The sequence below is a fragment of the Bifidobacterium sp. ESL0745 genome (assembly GCF_029433335.1).
Taxonomy (GTDB): domain Bacteria; phylum Actinomycetota; class Actinomycetes; order Actinomycetales; family Bifidobacteriaceae; genus Bifidobacterium.
Map to the genome: position 1 here is coordinate 313828 of NZ_JAQTHX010000001.1, position 20286 is coordinate 334113.

A 20286-nucleotide genomic window follows, 5' to 3' on the forward strand; every position below is an offset into this window, starting at 1 on the left:
AGGAGTATCAACTATGAGGACTATGCACGAACGTATGGAAGAGGGATTGCTGTTCACCGACGAGTGCGAAGGGCTTCCCGAAGAGCGTCTGGCGGCAAAGCAGCTGATGCGCGAATTCAATGTGTCGGATCCGTCGGAAACCGAACAACGCGTGAAGTTGCTTGCCAAGATTTTCCACGTCGAAGAGGCCCTGGCTTCGACATTCTGGATAGAGCCGCCGTTCTCCTTTGCCTACGGCAGTCACATTTCCATCGGTGAAGGCACCTATATCAATGTCGGTTGCACGTTCATCGACGATGGCAAACTGGAGGTCGGCAAGCGCGTGATGTTCGGGCCAAACGTCACCATCGCCACCGTGAGCCACCCCATCAATCCGGAAATGCGCGAATACATGTATACTTCGCCGGTTTCGATCGGCGACGATTGTTGGATTGGTGCCGGCGTGACGATTTGCCCGGGCGTGAACATCGGCGATGGCACCACCATCGGTGCCGGTAGCGTAGTCACCAAGGACATCCCCGATCACGTCGTGGCGGTGGGCAATCCCTGTCGCGTACTGCGCAAGGTCAGCGAGCAGGATATGACCACCTACAACCACGGTCATCCCATCGATCCCGCCGACCTCGCCGAAGAGCGTCAGCTAAGAAATAGCTAAACCAGATTACTTTCTGGCCGCCGCGCGCTGTGCCATCCACGCTTCTACGTCGTCGATCTGCTTGGGAATGTCCTTGGAGATCCATTCCGGGCCGTTTTCGGTCATCAGCACATCGTCCTCGATACGCACGCCGATGCCGCGCATCTCCGGCGGGATCAGCAGATCGTTCTTGGCGAAGTAGAGACCCGGCTCGATGGTGAAGACCATGCCCGGCGTGATCTTCGCACCCTGATAGGACTCGTAGCGGGCCTGAGCGCAATCGTGCACGTCGAGGCCGAGATGGTGCGCCACGCCGCAGGCGAGCCAACGGCGGTGCTGCTGACCCTCGGGCGAGAGCGATTCCTCCACGTCGACTTTGAGGATTCCCCAATCGTGCAGTTTCTGCGCGATGACGCGCATGCAGGCGTGGTGGATGTCGGAATAGGTGGCACCCGGCTTGGCGGCCTCGAAACCGGCCTGCTGCGAGTCAAGTACCGCTTGATAGATCTTCTTCTGCAACGGCGTGAACTTGCCATCCACCGGGAAGGTGCGGGTGATGTCGGCGGTGTAGAGACTGTCGACCTCGATGCCGGCGTCGATCAAGAGCATCTCGCCGTGGCCGACCACGCCGGTGTTGCGCATCCAGTGCAGAATCGGTGCGTGCTCGCCGGAGGCGATGATGGTGTCGTAACCCACGGTGTTGCCCTCTTCGCGGGAAACGGCGTTGAACTCGCCTTCGAGCATGCGCTCGCTGCGCGGTTTGCCGACGGCTTCCGGCAGACGGGTCAGGATACGGTCGAAGCCGTCCTTGGTGGCGGCGACGGCCTTGCGAATCTCGTTCACCTCGTAGGAATCCTTAACCATGCGAGCGGTCGAGGCGAATTCCTGCAGTTCGTCATCGGCCTTCTCGTTGGCGGCGGGATCGGGGAACCCGTTGGCTTCGCGTACGTTTTCGACCTCCGCTGTCATCTGCGGGTCGGCCAAGCGTACCACGCGCATACGCACGGCACCGGCTTCCGCACCGACATCCTTGCCCAAAGCGTCGGGTAGTTGGGCGATGTCATGGGTGGCGATGCCGGTCATCGCGTTGAGTTCCTTCAAACCGGCGCGCGGGCCCACCCAATACTCGCCGTAATGGGGGTCGGCGTAATAGGTTTCGGTGCTGTTGTCGGCGCGGGGAGCCACAAACAGCTCCGGCGTATGCGTCTTGCCGGCCTTGGCTTCGGGGCTTTCAGGGTCAACGGGGTTCAAGACGAGCACCGCTCCAGCCTCGTAATCCTGTCCAAGCCCGGTGTAATACGAGAACTCGGTATTGGGGCGGAAGGCGTAGTCGTCATCATTGTTGCGCACTTTCGGCGTGCCGGCGGGGATGACGATGCGCTCGCCGGGGAAGCGCTTGCCCAGCGCCTCAAGACGTGCAGGAATGAACTTGCTGGATTCCAGCGGTTCGATGTCCGGCTCTTGATTGTCCCAGCCACTCTTCATGAATTCCGCGAATTTCTTGGACGTGGTCGGTCTTAACGTGCGGTTGTTCGTCCTGTCTTCCATCGGTTGGTCCGCTCCCGGCGCCTCTGCCATTTCCTGTGCCTCGTATTCCTTGTCGTTTGCTGTGATGGCTTCGCTCATGCGTATTCTCCTCAGTGGTGAAATCTCCCTTGCCATTTTAATGGTCCGTACGGTCCGCGGGAAGAGTGATGTCGGAGCATGGGATGCGTTGATATTGTGTGCCACTAATCATCGAGAAGGACGATAACAATCAGATTGGCCGACCTTGCAAAAACACGTATTGATGTGATGTCGCCGTTGTTCAGCATTGTTGTATTGTTTCTGTTTTCGTCGTCGACAACATTTTGGCGCTTCGCCATTCGCCGTTCGGCTTAGCGCTTTCGAGACCGTTTCATACAATGGTTGTGTCTATTTTCCAAGGGTTTTATACCAAACGAGGTCTTATGTCATTCGAGCATCCGAAAACCAACGGGGTCACTATGCGTCAGGTCGAGCGCGAGATTATGGGTCGGCGCACCACCCACGAGGAGTTGGGCCACGACCTCGAGGTGATGGATCTGATGCTTGACCTCTTGGGGCACCCGGAAGACACGTTCCGCATCATTCACATCACCGGCACCAACGGCAAGGGATCCACCGCCCGTATGGCCGAGGCCATCTGCCGCGCCTACGGCATGCGCACCGGTCTTTACACCTCACCGCACCTTCAGAAGATCAACGAGCGTATCGCCGTGGACGGCCAGCAGCTTTCCGATGATGATTTCATCGACACGTGGATGCAGATCAAGGACTTCGTCGCATTGGTCGACCACAAGATGGAGGCCGACGGCAAAGCGCCGATGAGCTATTTCGAGATTCTGACGGCGATGGCCGTTTGGAAGTTCGCCGACGCGCCCGTCGACGTGGCCATTTTTGAGGTTGGCATGGGTGGCAAATGGGACGCCACCAACGCGCTCAACGGCGACGCGGCGGTCATCGGACCGGTCGACATGGACCACATGCAATGGCTGGGCGATACCGTGGAGAAAATCGCCACCGAGAAGGCCGGCATCATCAAGCACGAATCCACCGCCATCATCGGCGCACAGCCGCACGAGGCCGAGGTCATGCCCATCCTCGAGGCCGCGGCCGTCAAGGAGCAGGCCACGCTGATCCGCGACGGCGAGGAGATGGAAGTCGTCTCGCGACAGCCTGCGGTCGGCGGCCAGTTGGTCACGTTGCGTACCCCGAACGGCACCTATGATGACATTCCTGTTGCCAAGTTCGGTGAGCATCAGGCGCACAACGCCTTGGCAGCGCTCGCGGCGGCCGAAACGGTGATTCCCGTGGCCGGTCAGCTTACGCAAGATGTGGTGGCCGAAGCGCTGGGCGGGGTCAAGATTCCCGGGCGCATCGAGCAGGTGCGCACCTCGCCGACCATCATCATCGACGGCGGTCACAATGTCAATGCGGCCGAATCGCTGCGCGCTGCCCTTGAAGAAAACTACAACTTCGAGCAGCTGGTCGGCGTGGTCGCGATGATGAAGGACAAGCAGGTCGAAGAATATCTTGGCACGCTGGAGCCGATCCTGAGCCACATCATCGTCACCGAGAACTCGTGGCGAGACCGCGTGATGCCTGCCGAAGAACTCGAGAAGATCGCCGTCGGCGTCTTCGGCCGCGATCGCGTCACCCGCATCGACAACCTTCCCGACGCCATCCAGGAGGCCGTCAACATGGTCGACGCTGAAGACGAGCTGGGCGTCGGCTATGGCCACGGCGTGCTCATCTGCGGCAGCTTCGTCACCGCCGGTGACGCCCGCACGTTGCTCGCGGAAAAGAAGAACCCCGAACTGGCGCTGCCGAAGGCCCAGCGTGTGTCAGGCAAACCCAAGGGTGATAAAGCCGATTCCGAAACTGCAAGCACCAAAGACGAGGACGAAGACATCGTCTCCGAGGTCTTCGGCGACGCCTTCGGTGATTTCGGCGTCAAGCAGGTCCCCTTCCAGGGCGAGCCCGAGCCCGGCACCACCGCCGAGCAACTTCGTCATCATGCCGATGGTGCTGGTAACGGCAGCAAGGATGACAGGCAAGCGTAACCCGTGAGAAAAGCGCCAAAATAAGCCTGATTTGGTGCTTTTGCCACTGGTCTCGTGTTTACTGCGACGAAAAGCACGTTTTTGAGCTGATTTTCGTGCTTTTCGTCGCAGTCGTGGCATTAGTGGCTGATTTGTTGGGTTGCCCTCGACGGTATGATAACAAGTGATAACAGGACGTGCCCGATGGTGTCGGGTGATAAGCGGGAAGAACAGAGAAAGTCGTAATCCATGTATCTGAAGGAACTGACGCTTAGGGGATTCAAGTCCTTCGCTTCCGCGACCACCCTACGCTTTGAGCCGGGCATTACCGCTGTGGTGGGTCCGAACGGTTCCGGCAAATCCAACATCGTCGACGCACTGACATGGGTGATGGGGGAGCAGGGCGCCAAGAACCTGCGCGGCACCTCGATGGAAGACGTGATTTTCGCCGGCACCTCCTCGCGTCCACCGCTGGGACGCGCACAAGTCAGCCTGACGATCGACAACACCGACGGCACGCTTGACATCGACTACACGGAAGTCACCATCAGTCGAACGATCTATCGCAACGGCGGCTCTGAATATGCCATCAACGGCTCGCCGTGCCGCCTGCTCGATATTCAGGAGCTGTTGAGCGACACCGGTTTGGGTCAGCAGATGCACGTCATCGTCGGCCAAGGCAGGCTTGACGAGATTTTGAAGGCCGACCCCGCCGGTCACCGCGCTTTCATCGAAGAGGCAGCGGGTATTCTTAAGCACCGCAAGCGCAAGGAACGCGCGATACGCAAGCTCAAGAACACCGAGGCGAACCTCGCCCGTACCGACGACCTCCTTCACGAGATCCGTCGTCAGCTGGGACCTCTCGGGCGGCAGGCCAAGATCTCGCGGCGTGCGGCAAGCATTCAGATTTCCTTGCGCGATGCGCAGTCGAGGATTTTCGCTGAGGACGCGCAAAAATCCATGGAAAGCCGCGCCAAGCTGCGCAATGAACTTGGTGACGTGCGACGAGAGCTGGAAACCGCACAACGCGAACTGGCGAAAGTCAAGGTGCATATCGAGCAGGTCGAGGCGCTGAGTTCCGAATCCAGCCCGGCCATGGCAAAAATCAACGACACTTGGCATGAGCTTTCCAGCATTGAGGAACGGTTCCGCTCGCTGGCTTCGCTTGCCGATGAACGTGCACGTTCCGTTGCCGGTCAGATGATTACGAACTTCGGCGAGGACCCGGATATTCTCGAATCTCGCGCCAAAGAACTTGACGGACAGGCCGAAGCGCAGAAAAAGTCCGTTTCCGATATGCGTATTGCGTATGACAAGGCGACGGAAGCGCGTGCGGGCAATGAAAAGCAACTTGCCGCGGCACGGCAGACCTTGACGGAACTGCGCAAGGCTGCGCAGGAACATACTTCGAAGATCGCCAACCTGCGTGAGCTGAAGACGCGCGAGGAATCGGCCATCGAGTTGGCGCAAAGCCGTGCCAAGGATTTCAATGGACAGCGTGAGTCTATCGTCAAACAGCGTGACGATGCCAGTGCCCAACGTGATGCTCTTGAAGCGGAAACCCAGAACACCGACGAAAAGGACAGTGCCGCCGAACTCGAGGCCGCGAAAACCGCAATGCAGCAGCGTCAGGAGGAGCTCGACGCCTTGCAGGAGCAGCTGCGTGCCACCAAGGCCAAGGTGACGTCGCTCAACGCCAAGGCTGATGCACTGAACGAGACGTTGGAAAGCCGCAACGCCTCAGGCGAGTTGGAGCGGGACGATGCCGTCGCTGCGCTGGGCAGGCTTGCCGACTTCATCCATGTTCAGGACGGGTGGGAAGAAGCCATCGCCCACGCGCTCGACCAGTTTGCCAGCGCCATCGTGGTACCCGACAAATCCAACATGGTTGAAGCCTTGCGTCGGGCCAGCGAAGGCAATCTCGGACAGGCTGTTGTATTGCATCCGCTTGAAGGTCTGACTGACGATGATACCGATGAACAAGGCAGGAATGGACGAGCACAAGATGGTCAATATCCGGTTCGTTGCGCTTCTGCTCTGATAAGTGCCAATGCTTCTGCAAAAGACGCTGATTTCGCAGCCAGTGTCGTGCGTGCCGTGTGGCTGTTGCTGGACGATGTCGCTGCCGTGCCTGATATGGACACCGCATTGGAAGCTGTAGAAGGGGAGCGGTTCAGCCAAGCTGTCACCAAATCCGGCGAAGTGGTCAACGCCGTGGGTGCCATCGGTGGTTCCTCGCGTTCGCAAAGTGATTTGTCGTTGGCCGCTCGCCGCGATAAAGCCGCAGCAGAAGCCAAAAAACTTAAGAGCGAAGCGGATGCTATACGGCCGAAAATTAAAGCCGCACAAGAGGATCGCGACAAGGCTCGTCTTGAAGTCGACAGGCAGTCGCAGCAGCGGATTCAAGCCAAGGTAAAAGTCGATCAGGCGCGCAAAAATCTCAAGAATGTCGAGGAACGGGTCAAACAACTGACCCGGCAATTGAACGGAATTGATGAGAAAATCGAACAGACCGATGACGACCGGCAGACCCATCAGCTCAAACTCGAAGATCTGTCGCAGGCGCTGGAAACCGCCCAACATTCCGACACCGACAACGAGGACTTCGATGATCTGGACAGGCGCGTTCACAAGCTCGAAACCACGCTCGATAAGGCGCGTGAGCAGGAAGTCTCGGCGAAAATTGTCTGGAATGACGCTAATCGGAAGTCCGATTCGCTGGTTCGTCAGGCCGGGTTGTTGCATGATCAGGCAAGCGAAGCCGTCGCTCGTCGCGCCAAGATGAAAGCGCTCAACGAAAAGCGCGAACGCCAGCAAGCGCACGACCGGCAGATTGCCGTCGATGCGCGTGGCATGGCCGTGTTGGTCGCTGCCGAGCTCAAGATGGTGGTTGCCAAGCGCGACGAGCTTTCCAAAGCCGCTTCGAGCCACGATGCCGAGCTGAAGCAACTGCGTGCGCAGCGCGACGAATCCGAGCCGAAAGTGGCGGCGTTGCAGCGGCATGAGCACGAGCTGGATGTGAACCGCGAGCGTTTGGCCGCGCAATTTGGCCAGATCGAGCAGAAAGTCTCGGACACGCTCGGTATGGGCATCGAGGAATTGGTCAACGAATATGGCCCCGACAAGCTGGTTCCGGTTCTTGACGACGATGGTCATCCGATTCCACTTGAGAATAGTGGCGACGGGAATGTTGTTGAAGCTGAAAATGTATCGGAAGCCAACGATCAGCACGATTTAGATGAAGATTTATCTCACGTCGATAACCGGCACGACTCAGCTGAGGACGCGCCGGTCGACGCCGACCATTATCAGATGGTGCCTTACGTCCGCGCAGAGCAGGAAAAACGCTTGCAAAAGGCCGAACGCGATTTGAAGGCACTTGGCAAGATTAACCCACTGGCAGCCGAGGAGTTCGACGCGCTCGAAACTCGCAACCAGTACCTCAACGATCAGCGCAATGATGTCGTCAAGAGCCGCGATGACCTCTTGAAGCTCATCAAGGATCTCGATCATACGATGATCGAAGTGTTCAAGAACGCCTTCGATGACACGGCAGCGGCATTTGAAAAGGTCTTTGCGACGCTCTTCCCAGGTGGTACCGGACGTCTGCGTCTGGAGAATCCGGACGATTTGCTCACCACCGGCGTCATCGTCGAGGCGAGCCCGGCAGGCAAGCGTGTCAAGCAGCTCAGTCTGCTTTCCGGTGGCGAACGTTCGCTCACGGCGCTGGCGCTGCTCTTTGCCATCTTCACCGCGCGTCCAAGCCCGTTCTACGTGATGGACGAGGTCGAGGCTGCGCTTGACGACATCAACCTGACCCGTCTGATCAACGCGTTCAACGACCTGCGCAAGCACGCCCAGCTCATCATCATCACGCACCAGCAGCGCACGATGGCCATCGCCGACGCCCTCTACGGCGTGACGATGCGCTCCGACGGTGTCACTGCGGTGGTGAGCCAGAAACTTGAGCATGATAGCTGATTAACGTGCTGTGCGATGTTCCGCCAAGGGTCTGTGCCGCTTTCAGCCGTCGATTGCGGTATCGCTATTTGACTTTTTCGAGATGAAATCCAAATAGTCATTCATGATGAACGCCATGCTCAATGTTTTGTAATCATTGAGATCACGGGGATTGTATCCGGTGCGTTCGGCGAGCTTGTTAAGGCGGTTCTGCAAGGTGTTTTTGTGGATATACAGTGATTGCGCTGCATGGGTGATGCTGCCGTTGAAGGCGGTGTAGGCATTGAAAGCTTCATGGAATTCCTTGATTTCCATGTCGCTGAGAGACCCCAACAATGCATTCGTGAAGTTCCTGATCTGGTTGATGGGGGTGGAAGTGACGATAAGTCCGATGCGCAGGTCCTCATAATTGCCAATGCCTTTACCACTAGTGAAGGTATGCCATTCCGCGGTTTGGTGGGCTTCTTTGTAACTTAAATGATAATGATCGGCATCCGGTGCCGGCAGGCCGACACCGAGGGTGAACTGTATTCCGGTCTCTGTTTTCAGATCGTTCAGGCATTGGTTCAACGTCGGTTCCCAATTTTGTCCATTGCTGGCATCAACAAGGAGCGTGAATCCTTGGGCTGTTATGCAGAACAGGTTGTTGGCGTCTGCTCCGAAATTCGAATCGAGGATTTTCTGCACTTTGTCCCGGGGAGGGATTTTCTGCAGCGGATATGACATACGCCCGACGATCGCTTGCCGCGGCAGATCAAGATCGACGTTGAGCGCGGATGAAAGATAGGCCGTCAGTCCCGCGTCATGTCGCGGGAGAATGAGCATGTTGATAAGGTTCTGCATGAGCATGGCGCGGTTGAAATTGAGATTTTGCTCCAGGCTCTCACGGACGAGTATTTCCGTCATCTTCTTAACGATGCCGCCAAGCGGTTTGACATCGTCCGGATGACCGGTTACGCCTACCACGGCCACCACCGAATCGTTGAAGAGAACAGGCATGTTGATGCCCTTCTTCGCGCCCTCATATTCATGGTTGCTGTTGACGACGTTTGTTTGCTTGGTCGCGATCGCCTCCCTTGCACCGGCATGTGTGGTGCCGATTCGAGAGGTGTCGGTGCTGGCGATGATGACCCCGTCGGTATTGAAAAAATTGATTTCATGCTGGGTCACGTTTTTCAGACTGCTGACGATGGTGGTGGCTATGGCCGGGTCTATTTCCATGGGTTCCTGCTTACTGTGAGACAAAGATCTGTTACGCAGAACAATTACTCAGATGGTAAGACATAAAAGAACGAGTCTTTGGGATATGGAAATAACAGTCAAATAGGACAAAAATATATTACATAAATGTGGTTAATCTCACATTTATGTAATGACACTGTTGGTCATAACTGAAAGCCAAGGAAGGCTGTAGGTGACTTGGCTTGAAAAGGAGAAATAAGTCATGAATAGCTCTCTTGCATGGTGGGCGGCGCTTATTGGTCTTGCGTTGGCCATCATTCTTATTCTGGCGAAGCTGAATACCACGTATTCGCTTCTGCTCGGTGCAATCGTCGGTTGCGTCATCGGTGGGGCCTCATTGCCGAAAACGGTCACTATCATCGTTGGCGGTACCCAGAGCGTGATGGGTACGGTGGTGCGAGTCATTGCCGCAGGCGTCCTGGCCGGTGTGATGATGGAATCCGGGGCTGCTGATCGAATAGCCCGGACCATCGTCGACAAGCTCGGCGAGAAACTGGCGATTTTCTCGCTGGCACTTGCCACGATGATTATCTGCGCCGTCGGCGTTTTCATCCCGGTCGCAGTCCTCATCGTCGCCCCGATCGCCCTTGAGGTGGGCTCAAGGCTCAAGATATCGAAGCTTGCGCTCCTGGTCGCGCTTTCCGGTGGTGGCAAGGCGGGCAACATCATGTCGCCCAACCCCAACACCATTGCGGTGGCTTCCGGCTTCAAGGTCCAGCCATCAGCCGTCATGATCCAGAGTTTCATTCCTGCGCTGTGTGGTCTGGCCATGGCGGTGCTGTTGGCCAGCCTCATCCAGCACAAGGGCGCGATGCCCACTGCGGCGGATATCGATTCGGGCGGCAGCGACAAGAAGAGCGAGGAGGAGCTGCCTTCCATCGGCCGCGCACTCGTCGCCCCGGTTGTCGCTGTGGTGCTTCTGCTCATCAACCCGATTGGTTCCATGCTCCACATCAAGCTCCTTGAGAGCTTCCAGGTCGATGCCATGTACATCCTGCCGATCGCCGCGATTCTTGGCCTTCTGGCCATGGGTCAGGGCAAGAAGGTTCTCTCCTACACCACGGCAGGCCTCAACCGGATGATTGATGTGGTCATGATCCTTATCGGTGCAGGCGCTTTGAGCGGCCTGATCTCCAACTCGGATCTGCCTCATCAGATCGTCAACCTCATCAACCATATGGGTGTCCCTGGTTCATTGCTTGCGCCAATCGCGGGCATCCTGATGGCTGCGGCTACGGCCTCTACATCGACCGGCGTCATCCTTGGCAGCAACTCGTTCGGCACTTCCATCCTCGCTTTCGGTACTTCGCCGGTTGCGGCTGCAGTGACGATGCAAGCAGGAGCCACCGTCATCGATGCGTTGCCTCATGGCAATTACTTCCATGTCACCGCCAAGTCCATGAACATGACCCTTGGCGAACGTATGGGCGTGCTGCCTTTCGAGGTTCTCGTTGGCCTGACGATGACGATCGTGGCCACGTTGATGTACATCGTGTTCTGATGTCCACGTTCACGTTGATTGAAGACTGATAGCAAGGAGATGAGCATATGACAGCTCGATATCATTCAAATGAAGAGGTAAAGGTGCTGATAGCGCCGGATTCGTTCAAAGGCAGCCTCACCGCGAAACAGGCGGCGGATGCCATCGAAGCTGGCGTTCTGAAAGCCGTTCCCGATGCCCAATGCGTGAAAGTGCCCATGGCCGACGGTGGCGAAGGCACGGTTCAGTCGTTGGTTGATGCGACGAACGGCAAGATCGTAACGGTAAAGGTCACTGGCCCGCTCAGCACCCCTGTTGATGCGGCTTATGGTCTGTTGGGTGACGGCAAAACCGCCGTCATCGAGATGGCTGCGGCCAGCGGCATCCAGTTCGTTGACGATCAGACCAAGAACCCGTTTATCACCACGACGCGTGGCACGGGCGAGCTGATCGAAAATGCGCTCGATCGCGGGATCAGCAACATCATCGTCGGCTTGGGCGGCAGCGCCACCAATGATGGAGGGTCCGGTATGGCCCGTGCCCTTGGTGTCCGTTTCCTTGATGGCCGGGGTGATTCCCTTCCGGAGGGAGGCTTGGCGCTGGGGGATCTGGCTACCATTGACGTTTCGGACCTGGATCCCAGGCTTGATGGGGTTTCCATCACCTTGGCTTCGGACGTTACCAATCCGCTGACGGGGCCCACTGGCGCGTCGGCGGTGTTTGGCCCGCAGAAAGGCGCCACGCCGGAGATGGTCGAGCTGCTTGACGCCAGCTTGAAACATTACGCCAAACTGATTGACCGTCAGCTTGGCCGTGATATTGCCGATATCCCCGGAGCAGGTGCTGCTGGCGGTCTGGGAGCGGGATTCCTCGCGTTCACCGATGCGCGAATGCGTTCGGGCGTCGAGACTGTTGTGGAAGTTACCGGGCTTAAGTCCAAGGCCTGCGACGTCGACTACTGCTTTACCGGTGAAGGCGGCATCGATTTTCAGACGCAGTACGGCAAGACCCCGATGGGCACCGCTCAGGCGGTAAAAGAGGTGTCTCCCGGTTCCAAAGTCATTGCCTTGGCTGGAAACGTGGGTGATGGGGTGGAAGTGCTGTACGGCTTGGGTATCGATGCCATTTTCGGTGTCCTGCCCGGCGTATGCACGCTTCCTGAGGCGATTCGTGAGGAAACTGCCGAAAAGAACATCAGCCGTACAGCAGAAAATGTAATGCGTTTGCTGAGCTGATGTTGGCTGACGGCAAATCGTTGCCGCATGCGGTACATGTTCATTCGGGTTCCACCTAGGCTACGATTTGGCCTATCCGTCTGAATCTGTTGTGGGCCTGCGTAAATCTCGTGTTTACGCAGGCCCACAACATGTTGTCGGTGTGACTCCATATATTTTCCTTTTTTTAATGTCTTAGTGTTTTCGCACGGGCCACGGTGTCTTCGGCGAGGATGGTTTGGGCGTCGATGATTGGCAGGTCGGGAAGCGGGAACGCCTCGTTCAGGACCGAGAGCTCTGTGCAACCCAAGACCACGATGTCGCAACGGTATTTGGTCGAGGGGGACTTGTCGAGGAATGTATCGATGACGTAGCGGTAGCGGCCTAAATCAAGCGGTCCGCCGCTTTTCACGTCATCATAGATGAGCGAATCGATGCGCTTTTGCAGCTCGTCGTCAGGCTCGATGAAGGTGTATCCGGCGGCTTCGATCTCGCGCTGGTAGAGGCCTGAATGGCGGGATCCCTCCGTGCCCATGAATCCTACGCGCGGGTGCGAGGTGACAGGCAGGGTCGCCTTCATACGTTCCACGGCACCGGTCAGCATGTTGAGGATCGGCACGTCGGTGAGTTCCTGGAAGCGTGGCAGCATGAAATGCGCGGTGTTGCAGGGAATCGTGATGAAGCTGGCGCCGATGGACGTGGCCTTTTCGATGTCGTCGGCGATGACAGGGAAGGGGTCGTCGGCACTGTCGCCGAGCATGAAATCGGTGCGGTCGGGCACGGAAGCGTCGTTGAAGACCACGTAGTCGAGGAAGTCCTGGTCGGTGGTGGCGTCGCTCATCTTGTCGATCAGCCGGATATACGACTCGGTTGCCAGCGTACCCATGCCGCCGATGACGGCGAAGAACGGTCGTCTCATACTAAATGCCATCCCCTTGTTCCGAAATGTCCTATTAAAGTTCGATGAACCTGTCTGCTTCCGCTATTCTAGCGTGACGATGTGGCGGTGTCGTATGTGGTCACTGATTCGTGCCCATATACGTGTCGTAGTTCTTGGCGCTGAGCCTTGCCAGTCGCCAAAGCAGCAGCCGGCGTTTGAACGACATATCCGCGTCGTATTTCAGCGTCCAGCCGTAGTTTCCGGACTTGTACAGCTCAATTCCGCGGTCGAGCGCGGTACCGGGCTCTGCATACTTCTTGAGTGTCTTGAACGGCACTTCCAGCAGCATCTTCGTGCCGTGCCCGATAACCGTCTGGCCTTCCATCGGCTTGTGCTCGACCAGGTCATCGACGAAATAGGTGGCCAGATTGTAGCCGTTCAGCGTCACGAAGAAGTTGGTACGGCCCTGGCGCAGATTGATTTCGAAGAGTTTGTATTGTCCGTCGCGCGGGTCGAATTTGATATCGAAATTCGCCACACCCTCATAACCGATGGCCTCGAGGAACGCCTTGATTTTCAGGCAGAACTCCTCGTTGTAGTCGGGGATGATCGCCGCATAGTTGCCGATGGCCTCGGGGGTCGGGTCGGCCAAGAGAATATGGCCGAGCAGCATCATGCGCACATGGTGGTCGTGGTCGACGTAGGCGTTGAGCACGCGCATGTTCTCGTCGCCGCCGGGAATGAAGTCCTGAATGATGAGCTCGGAGGTGTATCCGGCCTTGTAGATGTCTTCGACGGTGCTGTTGAGCGCTTCCTGCGTGTGCAGAATATAAGCCTTCTTGCGTCCTGGAAAATCGACGTGCAGGTATTCCACGCTGTTGGCCGGCTTGACGGCGATGGGGAAACCAAACGGCAGTTCGTGGTGTTTTCCGGCCTCGGCGTCGGTCTTGCCGAGCACGAAGGTCTGCGGGTGCGGCAGGTCGTATTTCGCGCAATATTGATAGAACGAGGTCTTGTTGCTCAGCGCGTCGTGCAGGTCGGCGTCCACCGAAACGAAGGTGAAATAAGGCTTGAGATCATCCTTGAAACGGCTCAGCAGCTCACTGTATTCGTCGCCGCACGCGATGAGCAGGAACGTCGTGTCGGGCCGCTCGGCTTTGAGCCGCCGGCCTTCCTCGACCATGTGCTCGTGAAACGATTCCGGCTTGGTGAAGTCAGCGAAGAAAGTAGGCTCCATGATCTCGCTGAACTTGGTCACCGAAAGCTGCAAACGCCCGTATACCAACGATTTGAGGCCGTAAGCGCTATGGAATGCGCGGGCCATCGCGTAGGCGCAGGTTTCGCTGCCGAGTAGCACGGGCACAAAAGCCGTCATAATATCATCTTTCCCACTGATTACGTTGCCTTTCACATTCTACCTATCGGCTTGCCGGACTTGCGGTGGTTTGTGTGTGCAGTGTGCAAAGAACCGGCGATTTGCAGCGGTTACGGTGGGTTTGTGGTCGGTGCGGCGAGTTTGACGATTGGTTTATGTGTTGCAAAATGGTTGCTGGTGACTGGTTGCTGGTGACTGGTTGGTGGTTGCAGACTGATGGTTGGTGGTAGGTGGTTGATAGTTGGTGATTGATGGCTGGTGATTGATGGCTGGTGATTGATGGCTGGTGATTGATGGCTGGTGATTGATGGCTGGTGGCTGAGAATTGGCTTTAGCATTACAGTTTACTAGTTGCCGATATCCGTTTCGGCGACAATTCGATGACACTTGCTGATGCCGCGTATCCGATACGTTGTGACAGCCCGCAGGAATATTCACGTGGTGCTGGGTAAATGATACCTTGGGATTGGCTTTATTTATTCATTGCTATTCGTCCATTGATTGAAGGGTTTCATGGCTTCCACAACGTCCCCGACCACATCGGATTTCGCGGATTTGCGAGCGGTTTTGGCCGCGCGCTCCGGCACGCAGCCGGGCGATTGGTTCCCGGTGTTCAAGGCGCGCTACGGCATGCAGGTGGTCTTTGACGCGTTGCGCGCGGTTCGCGGCGAGGGCTCCGTGCTCACCCAACTCTTCACCTGCTGCACCGCCGTCGACCCGATTCTGGTCAGTGGTCTGAAACCGAGATATGCTGATATCAGTGCCGATACATTGGCCATCGATGAACGCGGTGCCTCCGAAATGTTCGTCAGACTGGGCGTAGGTGACGTGCAGAGCCGTGCGTATATTGCAGGGCTTGGAACAGGTCATAAAGATGGCTGTGCCGACGGCGGGAAGGCTGACGAGTCCGCTTCTGATCTCGACGAGAGCTTGAAGTATGCCAATGATGCAAAACATGATGGAAAATCCGAACCGACTTCAGATTCAGGGGGTTCAGTCGAGAGCATTCATGCGGTAATGCTGCAGCACACGTTTGGTTTGATTGACGATGCTTCAAGCCGGAAATTGGCGGAATTCACGCACAATCATGGGGCATTGCTGGTCGAAGACAGCGCACACTGCGTGACCCGTTTGGCTTGCGACACTGACGGCACCCCGCTGGCCGACATCTCGATTCATTCCTTCGGTGTGGAAAAGATGCTGCCCACGCGTTTCGGCGGTGCGATTTGGTTGAACCCGGAACTGAAAACATCAGACCCAAAGCTGGACGCTGAGATACGCCGGCGTTTCGCCGCACTGGCCGAGCCGTCGAAACATCTGGACAAGGTCACTAGGATTTACATCAACGAAAACCGCGTGCTTTCGCGTTTGGGCGGGCTTGGCGGCAAACTGCGCACCAAACTGACGAATGCCGGTTGGTACGAACCGCCGATTTCCGCCAAGGAACAGCAGGGCGGGCTCGAATACCAGCCGATGACGCTGACCCCGTGGATTGCCGAGCGTGCGGTCGACGGCATCAATGCCCTCGATGCCAATGAGGCTGCCAGACGAGCCGTTGTCGACAAATACCGCGAGGCCTTTGCGAACGTTGAAGGGCTGAGAATCCCGCAAACAGTACTAGAGAGCGATCCGGCCCCGTTGTTGCGTTTCCCGCTTTTTGCGCGTGACACGCAATCCGCCGAACGCATCATCGCCGCCGCGCGTCAGGCCGGTGGCTACGCCGAGCGCTGGTATCGCCCGGAACTGTTCCCGGGTGCCACGGATACCGCCGTTTACGGTGTCGGTTCGCTCGACCGTTCAACGGTTCCAGTGACCAATCGCGCAGTGTCCACCTGCCTGTGCCTGCCCACCGAACTCGGCGACGAAACGGTTGAACATGTCATCGCCGCGGTGCTGAAAGCAATCTGAGATTAATCAGAGCTTGTCCTTGGCGGCTTTGGCGATTTTCAGCGCCTTGTAGAACGCCTTTTTGATGGGGATGTCGCGGCCGGCGGCCACCGGGGTGATGTCCTCAGTGAACTTGCACTTGAACTCGTTGAGACCGTTGAGGCTCGGCGCAAGTTCGGAGCCGATACCCATGAGGTCGTACTCGGTAATGCCTTGCGAGCCGAGGATGCAGCATTCGCTGTAGAGCAGCTTGTCAGTGACGTGCAGACGCATGACGTCATTGCGCATACCAGCGTAGTAACGTACCGCGTGTGTGCCGTTGACGGTGACGATGGACCAGGCCACCACGCGCCCGTCGATACGCGCTGCAAAAACGCGGCAATGGTCGGCACCCAAAGCTTCGATCATATCGGAATAATCGGTAATCGGAGCTGGGGTGAAGCCGTCACGCTTGCCGGTTTCGACCATCACGTCGTAATACTCACGGAAATCGGCGATGGCCTGTTTGGTTTCATCTTCGACTTCTGCCGGGCATTCGCGCAGTGCCTTGCGCACGTCTCTGCGTCCGCGCTTTTTCATGCGCGTAATGATCGCGTCGTCGCCGCCGGTCACGTCGATGACCACGGTCTGGTCGTAGGGGACCGTCGAAAGCACCGGAACTGTGCCGTCCGTAAACCAGGTATCGATACGAATGAACGCAACCTTGCCGTCCGTCTTCTTGACCTCGGCGGCGATGACATCGATGGCCTCGCGTTCCAGCGCCTCGTCGGGCTTGGTAATCCACGTCGGCCCGTGCATGCTGCGCAGATAATGATAGCCGTGGGTTTCCATGTCGATGAAGGCGATGAAAGCGATGGTCTCGCCGTCGCGTTTGATGAGGTAGGCGCCCCAAGGCTTACGCCCGGGGATGTCCGCCTGGAACTTGGCCCACACGCCGGTCTGTTCGATCGGCAGCGTGACGCCGGCTCCAGTCGCCGCTGCTTCCATCTGCGGGTATTCGGTACGTTCTAAGGTAATCATGCTTTCCTTTGTTTCTCCGCTTGCGTTGCACGGATACATGTATGGTCTGCTCTGCTCTGCTGCCATCGTAGGCCGGCGTTGGTATCAGCTAACCGATGCCGGCACCGGCCCAGTGAGTCTCAAAGCTTCAATCAGGCGAAAAGCCGTTCGATGATGTGGTCATCGCCTTCGAACTTGGTGTGTTTGTTGTGCTCCTTGATCCATCGTTCGTTGCCCTTGCCGATGATGAGGATGACATTGAACCGGTCGGCGTGTGCGCGAGCGTCGTAGACGGCGTTGGTCACGGCCGTCGTGCGGTCGGAAATGACGGTGGAGGTACGGTCGGGAGCGGTGATGTAGCCCTGCATCTGCATGCAGATGTCGATGAACGGCTCGGTATCCGTGTCCTCGGCGGTGAAAATGAAGTTCTCGACGCGGTCCTGTGCGGCTTCGACGATTTCCTTGCGGCGGTCGTAGGCCTTGTTGCCGGCGGAACCGGTCACCAATATAATACGAGGATTCTTCGAGCCATAACGCTCGTCCACGAAGTCCAGCAGTGCCTTGACGGAGGCGAAATTATGGGCGTAATCGACGATGGCAACGGTGTCGCTTTGCGGGTCCTTGAACCGCTCCATACGTCCGGCCACACGCACCTTTTCCATCGCTTCGATGGCTTCGGGGTGGCTTGCGACGTCCACTCCGGCAGCGGTTGCGATGGCCAAGGCTGCGGCCGCGTTGGCATAGTTGAAATCGCCGAGCATGCTCAGTGAGATTCCGCCGGCCAGGACTTTGCAATCGGCGGTTTCGCTGTTTGCGGTGGCAGTAGACGGTTCGGCAGTTGCGGAATCGTTGTCAGCGTTTTGTGCATTGTCGGCCGCGACATTCGACCAAGTCGCGGTAAAGGATTCATGTTGCGGGTCGTCGGGACGAATGACGACATTGGCAGGTGCAGGCTTTTGTGCAGAAGCGCTGCCGTTATTGCCGTTCTCGTTACCGGTGTCATTGCCATCGCCATTCCCGGCATTGTCGTTATCTTCGCCATCAAGCCGCAGCGCAAACGTATTGACTGGCACACCCGCTGCCGCCGCATCCTGCCGGACCAGCGAGGCGTAGGCATGATCGGCGTTGAGCACAAGCTTATGGCTGTTGGCTGTGATCTGCCGTTTGCAATACAGATAGTCCTCGAATGTCGGATGTTCGATCGGGCTGATGTGGTCGGGGGAGATGTTCAGAAATGCGCCGACGTCGAAGGTCAGCCCGTAGACGCGATTGACTTTGTAAGCCTGCGAGGAGACCTCCATCACCAGGTATTCCATCCCGTTTTGAACGGCCGTGTGCATCATGCGAAAGGCATCGAGCGATTCGGGGGTCGTCAGGTCGGATTCGACGTAGGTGTGTCCGTCGAGGCAATTGTCGACCGATGAGAACAGTGCCGCCTTGCCGCCGCTGACGGCGTTGAGCAGGGCCTGCGTGAAGTAGGCGGTGGTGGTTTTGCCTTTGGTGCCGGTGATGCCGATCATTGTGAGTTTGTCTTGCGGGCGGTCGTAGAACTCGGACGAAAGCAGCGAAAGCGCTTTGCTGGCGTTGTCGACGATGAGCCCCGGAGCGTTGGTGGTGTCGCTGAATTCCTCGGTCGCCACATAGCAGGCGAGTCCTTTGGCGTCGATACCGTCAAGGAATTCCTTCTTGAAACGCCCTTTGGCCACGAGAATGCTGCCGGGCTTGACCTTGCGCGTGTCGTAGGTGATGTCGCTGAACGGTTGTTCCGACCCGTCGATATCCGCTGGGTCAAGTGTCCAGCGAGAGCCTTGCACGATTTCGCGCAGCAGATGATGTTCCTTGAGCAGCCGTGCGGCGGATGCCAACGACAAAGCCATAGTGGACCTTCCTAAAATTCGATATATTGGAATCGACCATATCCCAAGTTTCGTAAGCCTTCAAGCCTTCTTGGCGGTACCCCCACACTTTTGAGGCGGGAAGGGCTGGTTATTGATATTGAAGGATTATTTTGATGTTCTGTTACTTCGTAACGAACCTCACTCAAATGAAACAGTGACGCTATGACCTGCGAAAACTTACAAATCCTGCGGTTTACAGCCACTTGTCAGTGACCGGCCTGCGTCCCTTCGACGTCATCCACTCATTGAACGACACCCGCCATTTTTCGTGTGCCTGACGCTGCCAATCCATGAGGTCGCCCAGTTTGAGGTTGCCAACCTGCGGGTAGAGCGTCGACATCGGCTTGATGAGGTCGACGGCCGCAGTGGTGTCGGCGGTCGCGTCGTGGAAGTCGCCGTGCGGATTGATGCCATAGTATTCGGTGGTGTAGGTCAGGGTGCGTTTGCCGTGGCGGTGCGAGATTTCCCGATCGATGACCAGCGGGTCGACCACCAGAAGTTCTTCGGGCAGCGCTTCAAGGTTCCAGCGTTTGAGGTCGCCGGAGAGCATGCGAACGTCGAAAGGCGCGTTGTAGGCGAGCAGTGGGATGCGCTTGGCCTGCGCCGCGGTGACGATCGAGCCGATGGCCGCGATGGCGTCGGTGGGTTCGGCTCCGTTGGCCTCAAGGAATTTGTCGGTGAACCCATTGACGCGGCTCGCCCCCTCGCAGATGTGCCGGTGTGGGTTGATGACCCATTTCGCCACCACGTCGCCTTCATAGCCCTTCGTTGGGTCGCGCAGTACCAGAGAAGCGGAGACGATGGCATCGGTGGAACCGGTTCCGGTGGTCTCGGTGTCGAAACCGAGCAGCCAGGCTTGGCCGAGAGGCGTGTTTTCGTCCTGTTGTGGGGCTTGTGCGATGGCGTCGAGCAAAATTGCCGCGTTGTCGGCGTCCGGATTTTTTTCTAAAGAAGTCATAACCATATTGTCCCTGCCGATTCCGACATTGACGTTCGAATTGATAGACCGAAATGGTTGCCGACGCTCCGCCGATTGTGACATCGGCCGGCGAAATGACAAAGCGAAATGCTTGCCTGCGTTCCTGCGGATTCCGGCATCGGTCGGTCAAATGACAGAGCGAAGATCCGGTTTCGTCCTCACCTGCTTATGGGTC

13 protein-coding genes are annotated in these 20286 nt (G+C 57.3%); 6 read left to right on the plus strand and 7 right to left on the minus strand.

Annotation, left to right across the window (positions count from 1 at the left end; translation table 11 throughout):
- Window positions 1–13 precede the first annotated feature (13 nt).
- Window positions 14–655 (plus strand): sugar O-acetyltransferase, encoded by a 642-nt coding sequence (locus tag PT275_RS01105; protein WP_277151524.1) that lies wholly within the window; start codon window positions 14–16, stop codon window positions 653–655.
- A 6-nt stretch (window positions 656–661) separates the two neighbouring features.
- On the opposite strand, the gene PT275_RS01110 is transcribed toward PT275_RS01105, so the two are convergent.
- Window positions 662–2260, minus strand: a complete 1599-nt coding sequence (locus tag PT275_RS01110; RefSeq protein ID WP_277151526.1) for an aminopeptidase P family protein — start codon at window positions 2258–2260, stop codon at window positions 662–664.
- A 323-nt stretch (window positions 2261–2583) separates the two neighbouring features.
- On the opposite strand from PT275_RS01110, the gene PT275_RS01115 reads away from it, so the two are divergent.
- Together PT275_RS01115 and smc are read left to right on the plus strand one after the other, a co-directional pair.
- The gene (locus PT275_RS01115; protein ID WP_277151528.1) at window positions 2584–4218 is read left to right on the plus strand and encodes a folylpolyglutamate synthase/dihydrofolate synthase family protein; all 1635 of its coding nucleotides are present in this window, start codon (window positions 2584–2586) and stop codon (window positions 4216–4218) included.
- Between the two features lie 228 nt (window positions 4219–4446).
- Window positions 4447–8178, plus strand: coding sequence for a chromosome segregation protein SMC (smc, locus tag PT275_RS01120; protein ID WP_277151530.1), 3732 nt, complete (start codon window positions 4447–4449; stop codon window positions 8176–8178).
- A gap of 42 nt (window positions 8179–8220) precedes the next feature.
- On the opposite strand, the gene PT275_RS01125 is transcribed toward smc, so the two are convergent.
- Window positions 8221–9378: a sugar diacid recognition domain-containing protein gene (locus PT275_RS01125; protein WP_277151533.1), complete on the minus strand. Its 1158-nt coding sequence runs from the start codon at window positions 9376–9378 to the stop codon at window positions 8221–8223.
- 223 nt (window positions 9379–9601) lie between these two features.
- Between PT275_RS01125 and PT275_RS01130 the strand changes: the two genes are divergently transcribed.
- Window positions 9602–10900, plus strand: a complete 1299-nt coding sequence (locus PT275_RS01130) for an SLC13 family permease (RefSeq protein WP_277151535.1) — start codon at window positions 9602–9604, stop codon at window positions 10898–10900.
- 47 nt (window positions 10901–10947) lie between these two features.
- The gene (locus PT275_RS01135) at window positions 10948–12114 is read left to right on the plus strand and encodes a glycerate kinase (protein ID WP_277151537.1); all 1167 of its coding nucleotides are present in this window, start codon (window positions 10948–10950) and stop codon (window positions 12112–12114) included.
- A 166-nt stretch (window positions 12115–12280) separates the two neighbouring features.
- Here PT275_RS01135 and PT275_RS01140 read toward each other — a convergent pair whose 3' ends face one another.
- Together PT275_RS01140 and PT275_RS01145 are read right to left on the minus strand one after the other, a co-directional pair.
- Entirely contained in the window at window positions 12281–13012 is a 732-nt protein-coding gene (locus PT275_RS01140) for an amino acid racemase (protein ID WP_277151539.1), read from the minus strand.
- 100 nt (window positions 13013–13112) lie between these two features.
- Window positions 13113–14348, minus strand: coding sequence for a carboxylate--amine ligase (locus tag PT275_RS01145; RefSeq protein ID WP_277151541.1), 1236 nt, complete (start codon window positions 14346–14348; stop codon window positions 13113–13115).
- A gap of 513 nt (window positions 14349–14861) precedes the next feature.
- Between PT275_RS01145 and PT275_RS01150 the strand changes: the two genes are divergently transcribed.
- Entirely contained in the window at window positions 14862–16256 is a 1395-nt protein-coding gene (locus tag PT275_RS01150) for a DegT/DnrJ/EryC1/StrS family aminotransferase (RefSeq protein ID WP_277151543.1), read from the plus strand.
- A 6-nt stretch (window positions 16257–16262) separates the two neighbouring features.
- Here the strand turns inward: PT275_RS01150 and PT275_RS01155 are convergent, their stop codons facing one another.
- The 3 genes from PT275_RS01155 to PT275_RS01165 form a co-directional block, all read right to left on the minus strand.
- Window positions 16263–17255: a GNAT family N-acetyltransferase gene (locus PT275_RS01155; protein WP_277151546.1), complete on the minus strand. Its 993-nt coding sequence runs from the start codon at window positions 17253–17255 to the stop codon at window positions 16263–16265.
- Window positions 17256–17386: 131 nt separating this feature from the next.
- Window positions 17387–19111, minus strand: a complete 1725-nt coding sequence (locus PT275_RS01160) for a UDP-N-acetylmuramoyl-L-alanyl-D-glutamate--2,6-diaminopimelate ligase (RefSeq protein ID WP_277151548.1) — start codon at window positions 19109–19111, stop codon at window positions 17387–17389.
- Window positions 19112–19325: 214 nt separating this feature from the next.
- Window positions 19326–20090: an exonuclease domain-containing protein gene (locus PT275_RS01165; RefSeq protein WP_277151550.1), complete on the minus strand. Its 765-nt coding sequence runs from the start codon at window positions 20088–20090 to the stop codon at window positions 19326–19328.
- Between the last annotated feature and the right edge of the window lie 196 nt (window positions 20091–20286).

Bases quoted from the DNA above. Each gene is read 5' to 3' on its own strand.
- smc (WP_277151530.1), top strand. From the start codon at position 4,447: ATGTATCTGAAGGAACTGACGCTTAGGGGATTCAAGTCCTTCGCTTCC.
- PT275_RS01105 (WP_277151524.1), top strand. From the start codon at position 14: ATGAGGACTATGCACGAACGTATGGAAGAGGGATTGCTGTTCACCGAC.
- PT275_RS01150 (WP_277151543.1), top strand. From the start codon at position 14,862: ATGGCTTCCACAACGTCCCCGACCACATCGGATTTCGCGGATTTGCGA.
- PT275_RS01130 (WP_277151535.1), top strand. From the start codon at position 9,602: ATGAATAGCTCTCTTGCATGGTGGGCGGCGCTTATTGGTCTTGCGTTG.
- PT275_RS01155 (WP_277151546.1), bottom strand. From the start codon at position 17,255: ATGATTACCTTAGAACGTACCGAATACCCGCAGATGGAAGCAGCGGCG.
- PT275_RS01145 (WP_277151541.1), bottom strand. From the start codon at position 14,348: ATGACGGCTTTTGTGCCCGTGCTACTCGGCAGCGAAACCTGCGCCTAC.
- PT275_RS01110 (WP_277151526.1), bottom strand. From the start codon at position 2,260: ATGAGCGAAGCCATCACAGCAAACGACAAGGAATACGAGGCACAGGAA.
- PT275_RS01135 (WP_277151537.1), top strand. From the start codon at position 10,948: ATGACAGCTCGATATCATTCAAATGAAGAGGTAAAGGTGCTGATAGCG.
- PT275_RS01125 (WP_277151533.1), bottom strand. From the start codon at position 9,378: ATGGAAATAGACCCGGCCATAGCCACCACCATCGTCAGCAGTCTGAAA.
- PT275_RS01165 (WP_277151550.1), bottom strand. From the start codon at position 20,090: ATGACTTCTTTAGAAAAAAATCCGGACGCCGACAACGCGGCAATTTTG.
- PT275_RS01115 (WP_277151528.1), top strand. From the start codon at position 2,584: ATGTCATTCGAGCATCCGAAAACCAACGGGGTCACTATGCGTCAGGTC.
- PT275_RS01160 (WP_277151548.1), bottom strand. From the start codon at position 19,111: ATGGCTTTGTCGTTGGCATCCGCCGCACGGCTGCTCAAGGAACATCAT.
- PT275_RS01140 (WP_277151539.1), bottom strand. From the start codon at position 13,012: ATGAGACGACCGTTCTTCGCCGTCATCGGCGGCATGGGTACGCTGGCA.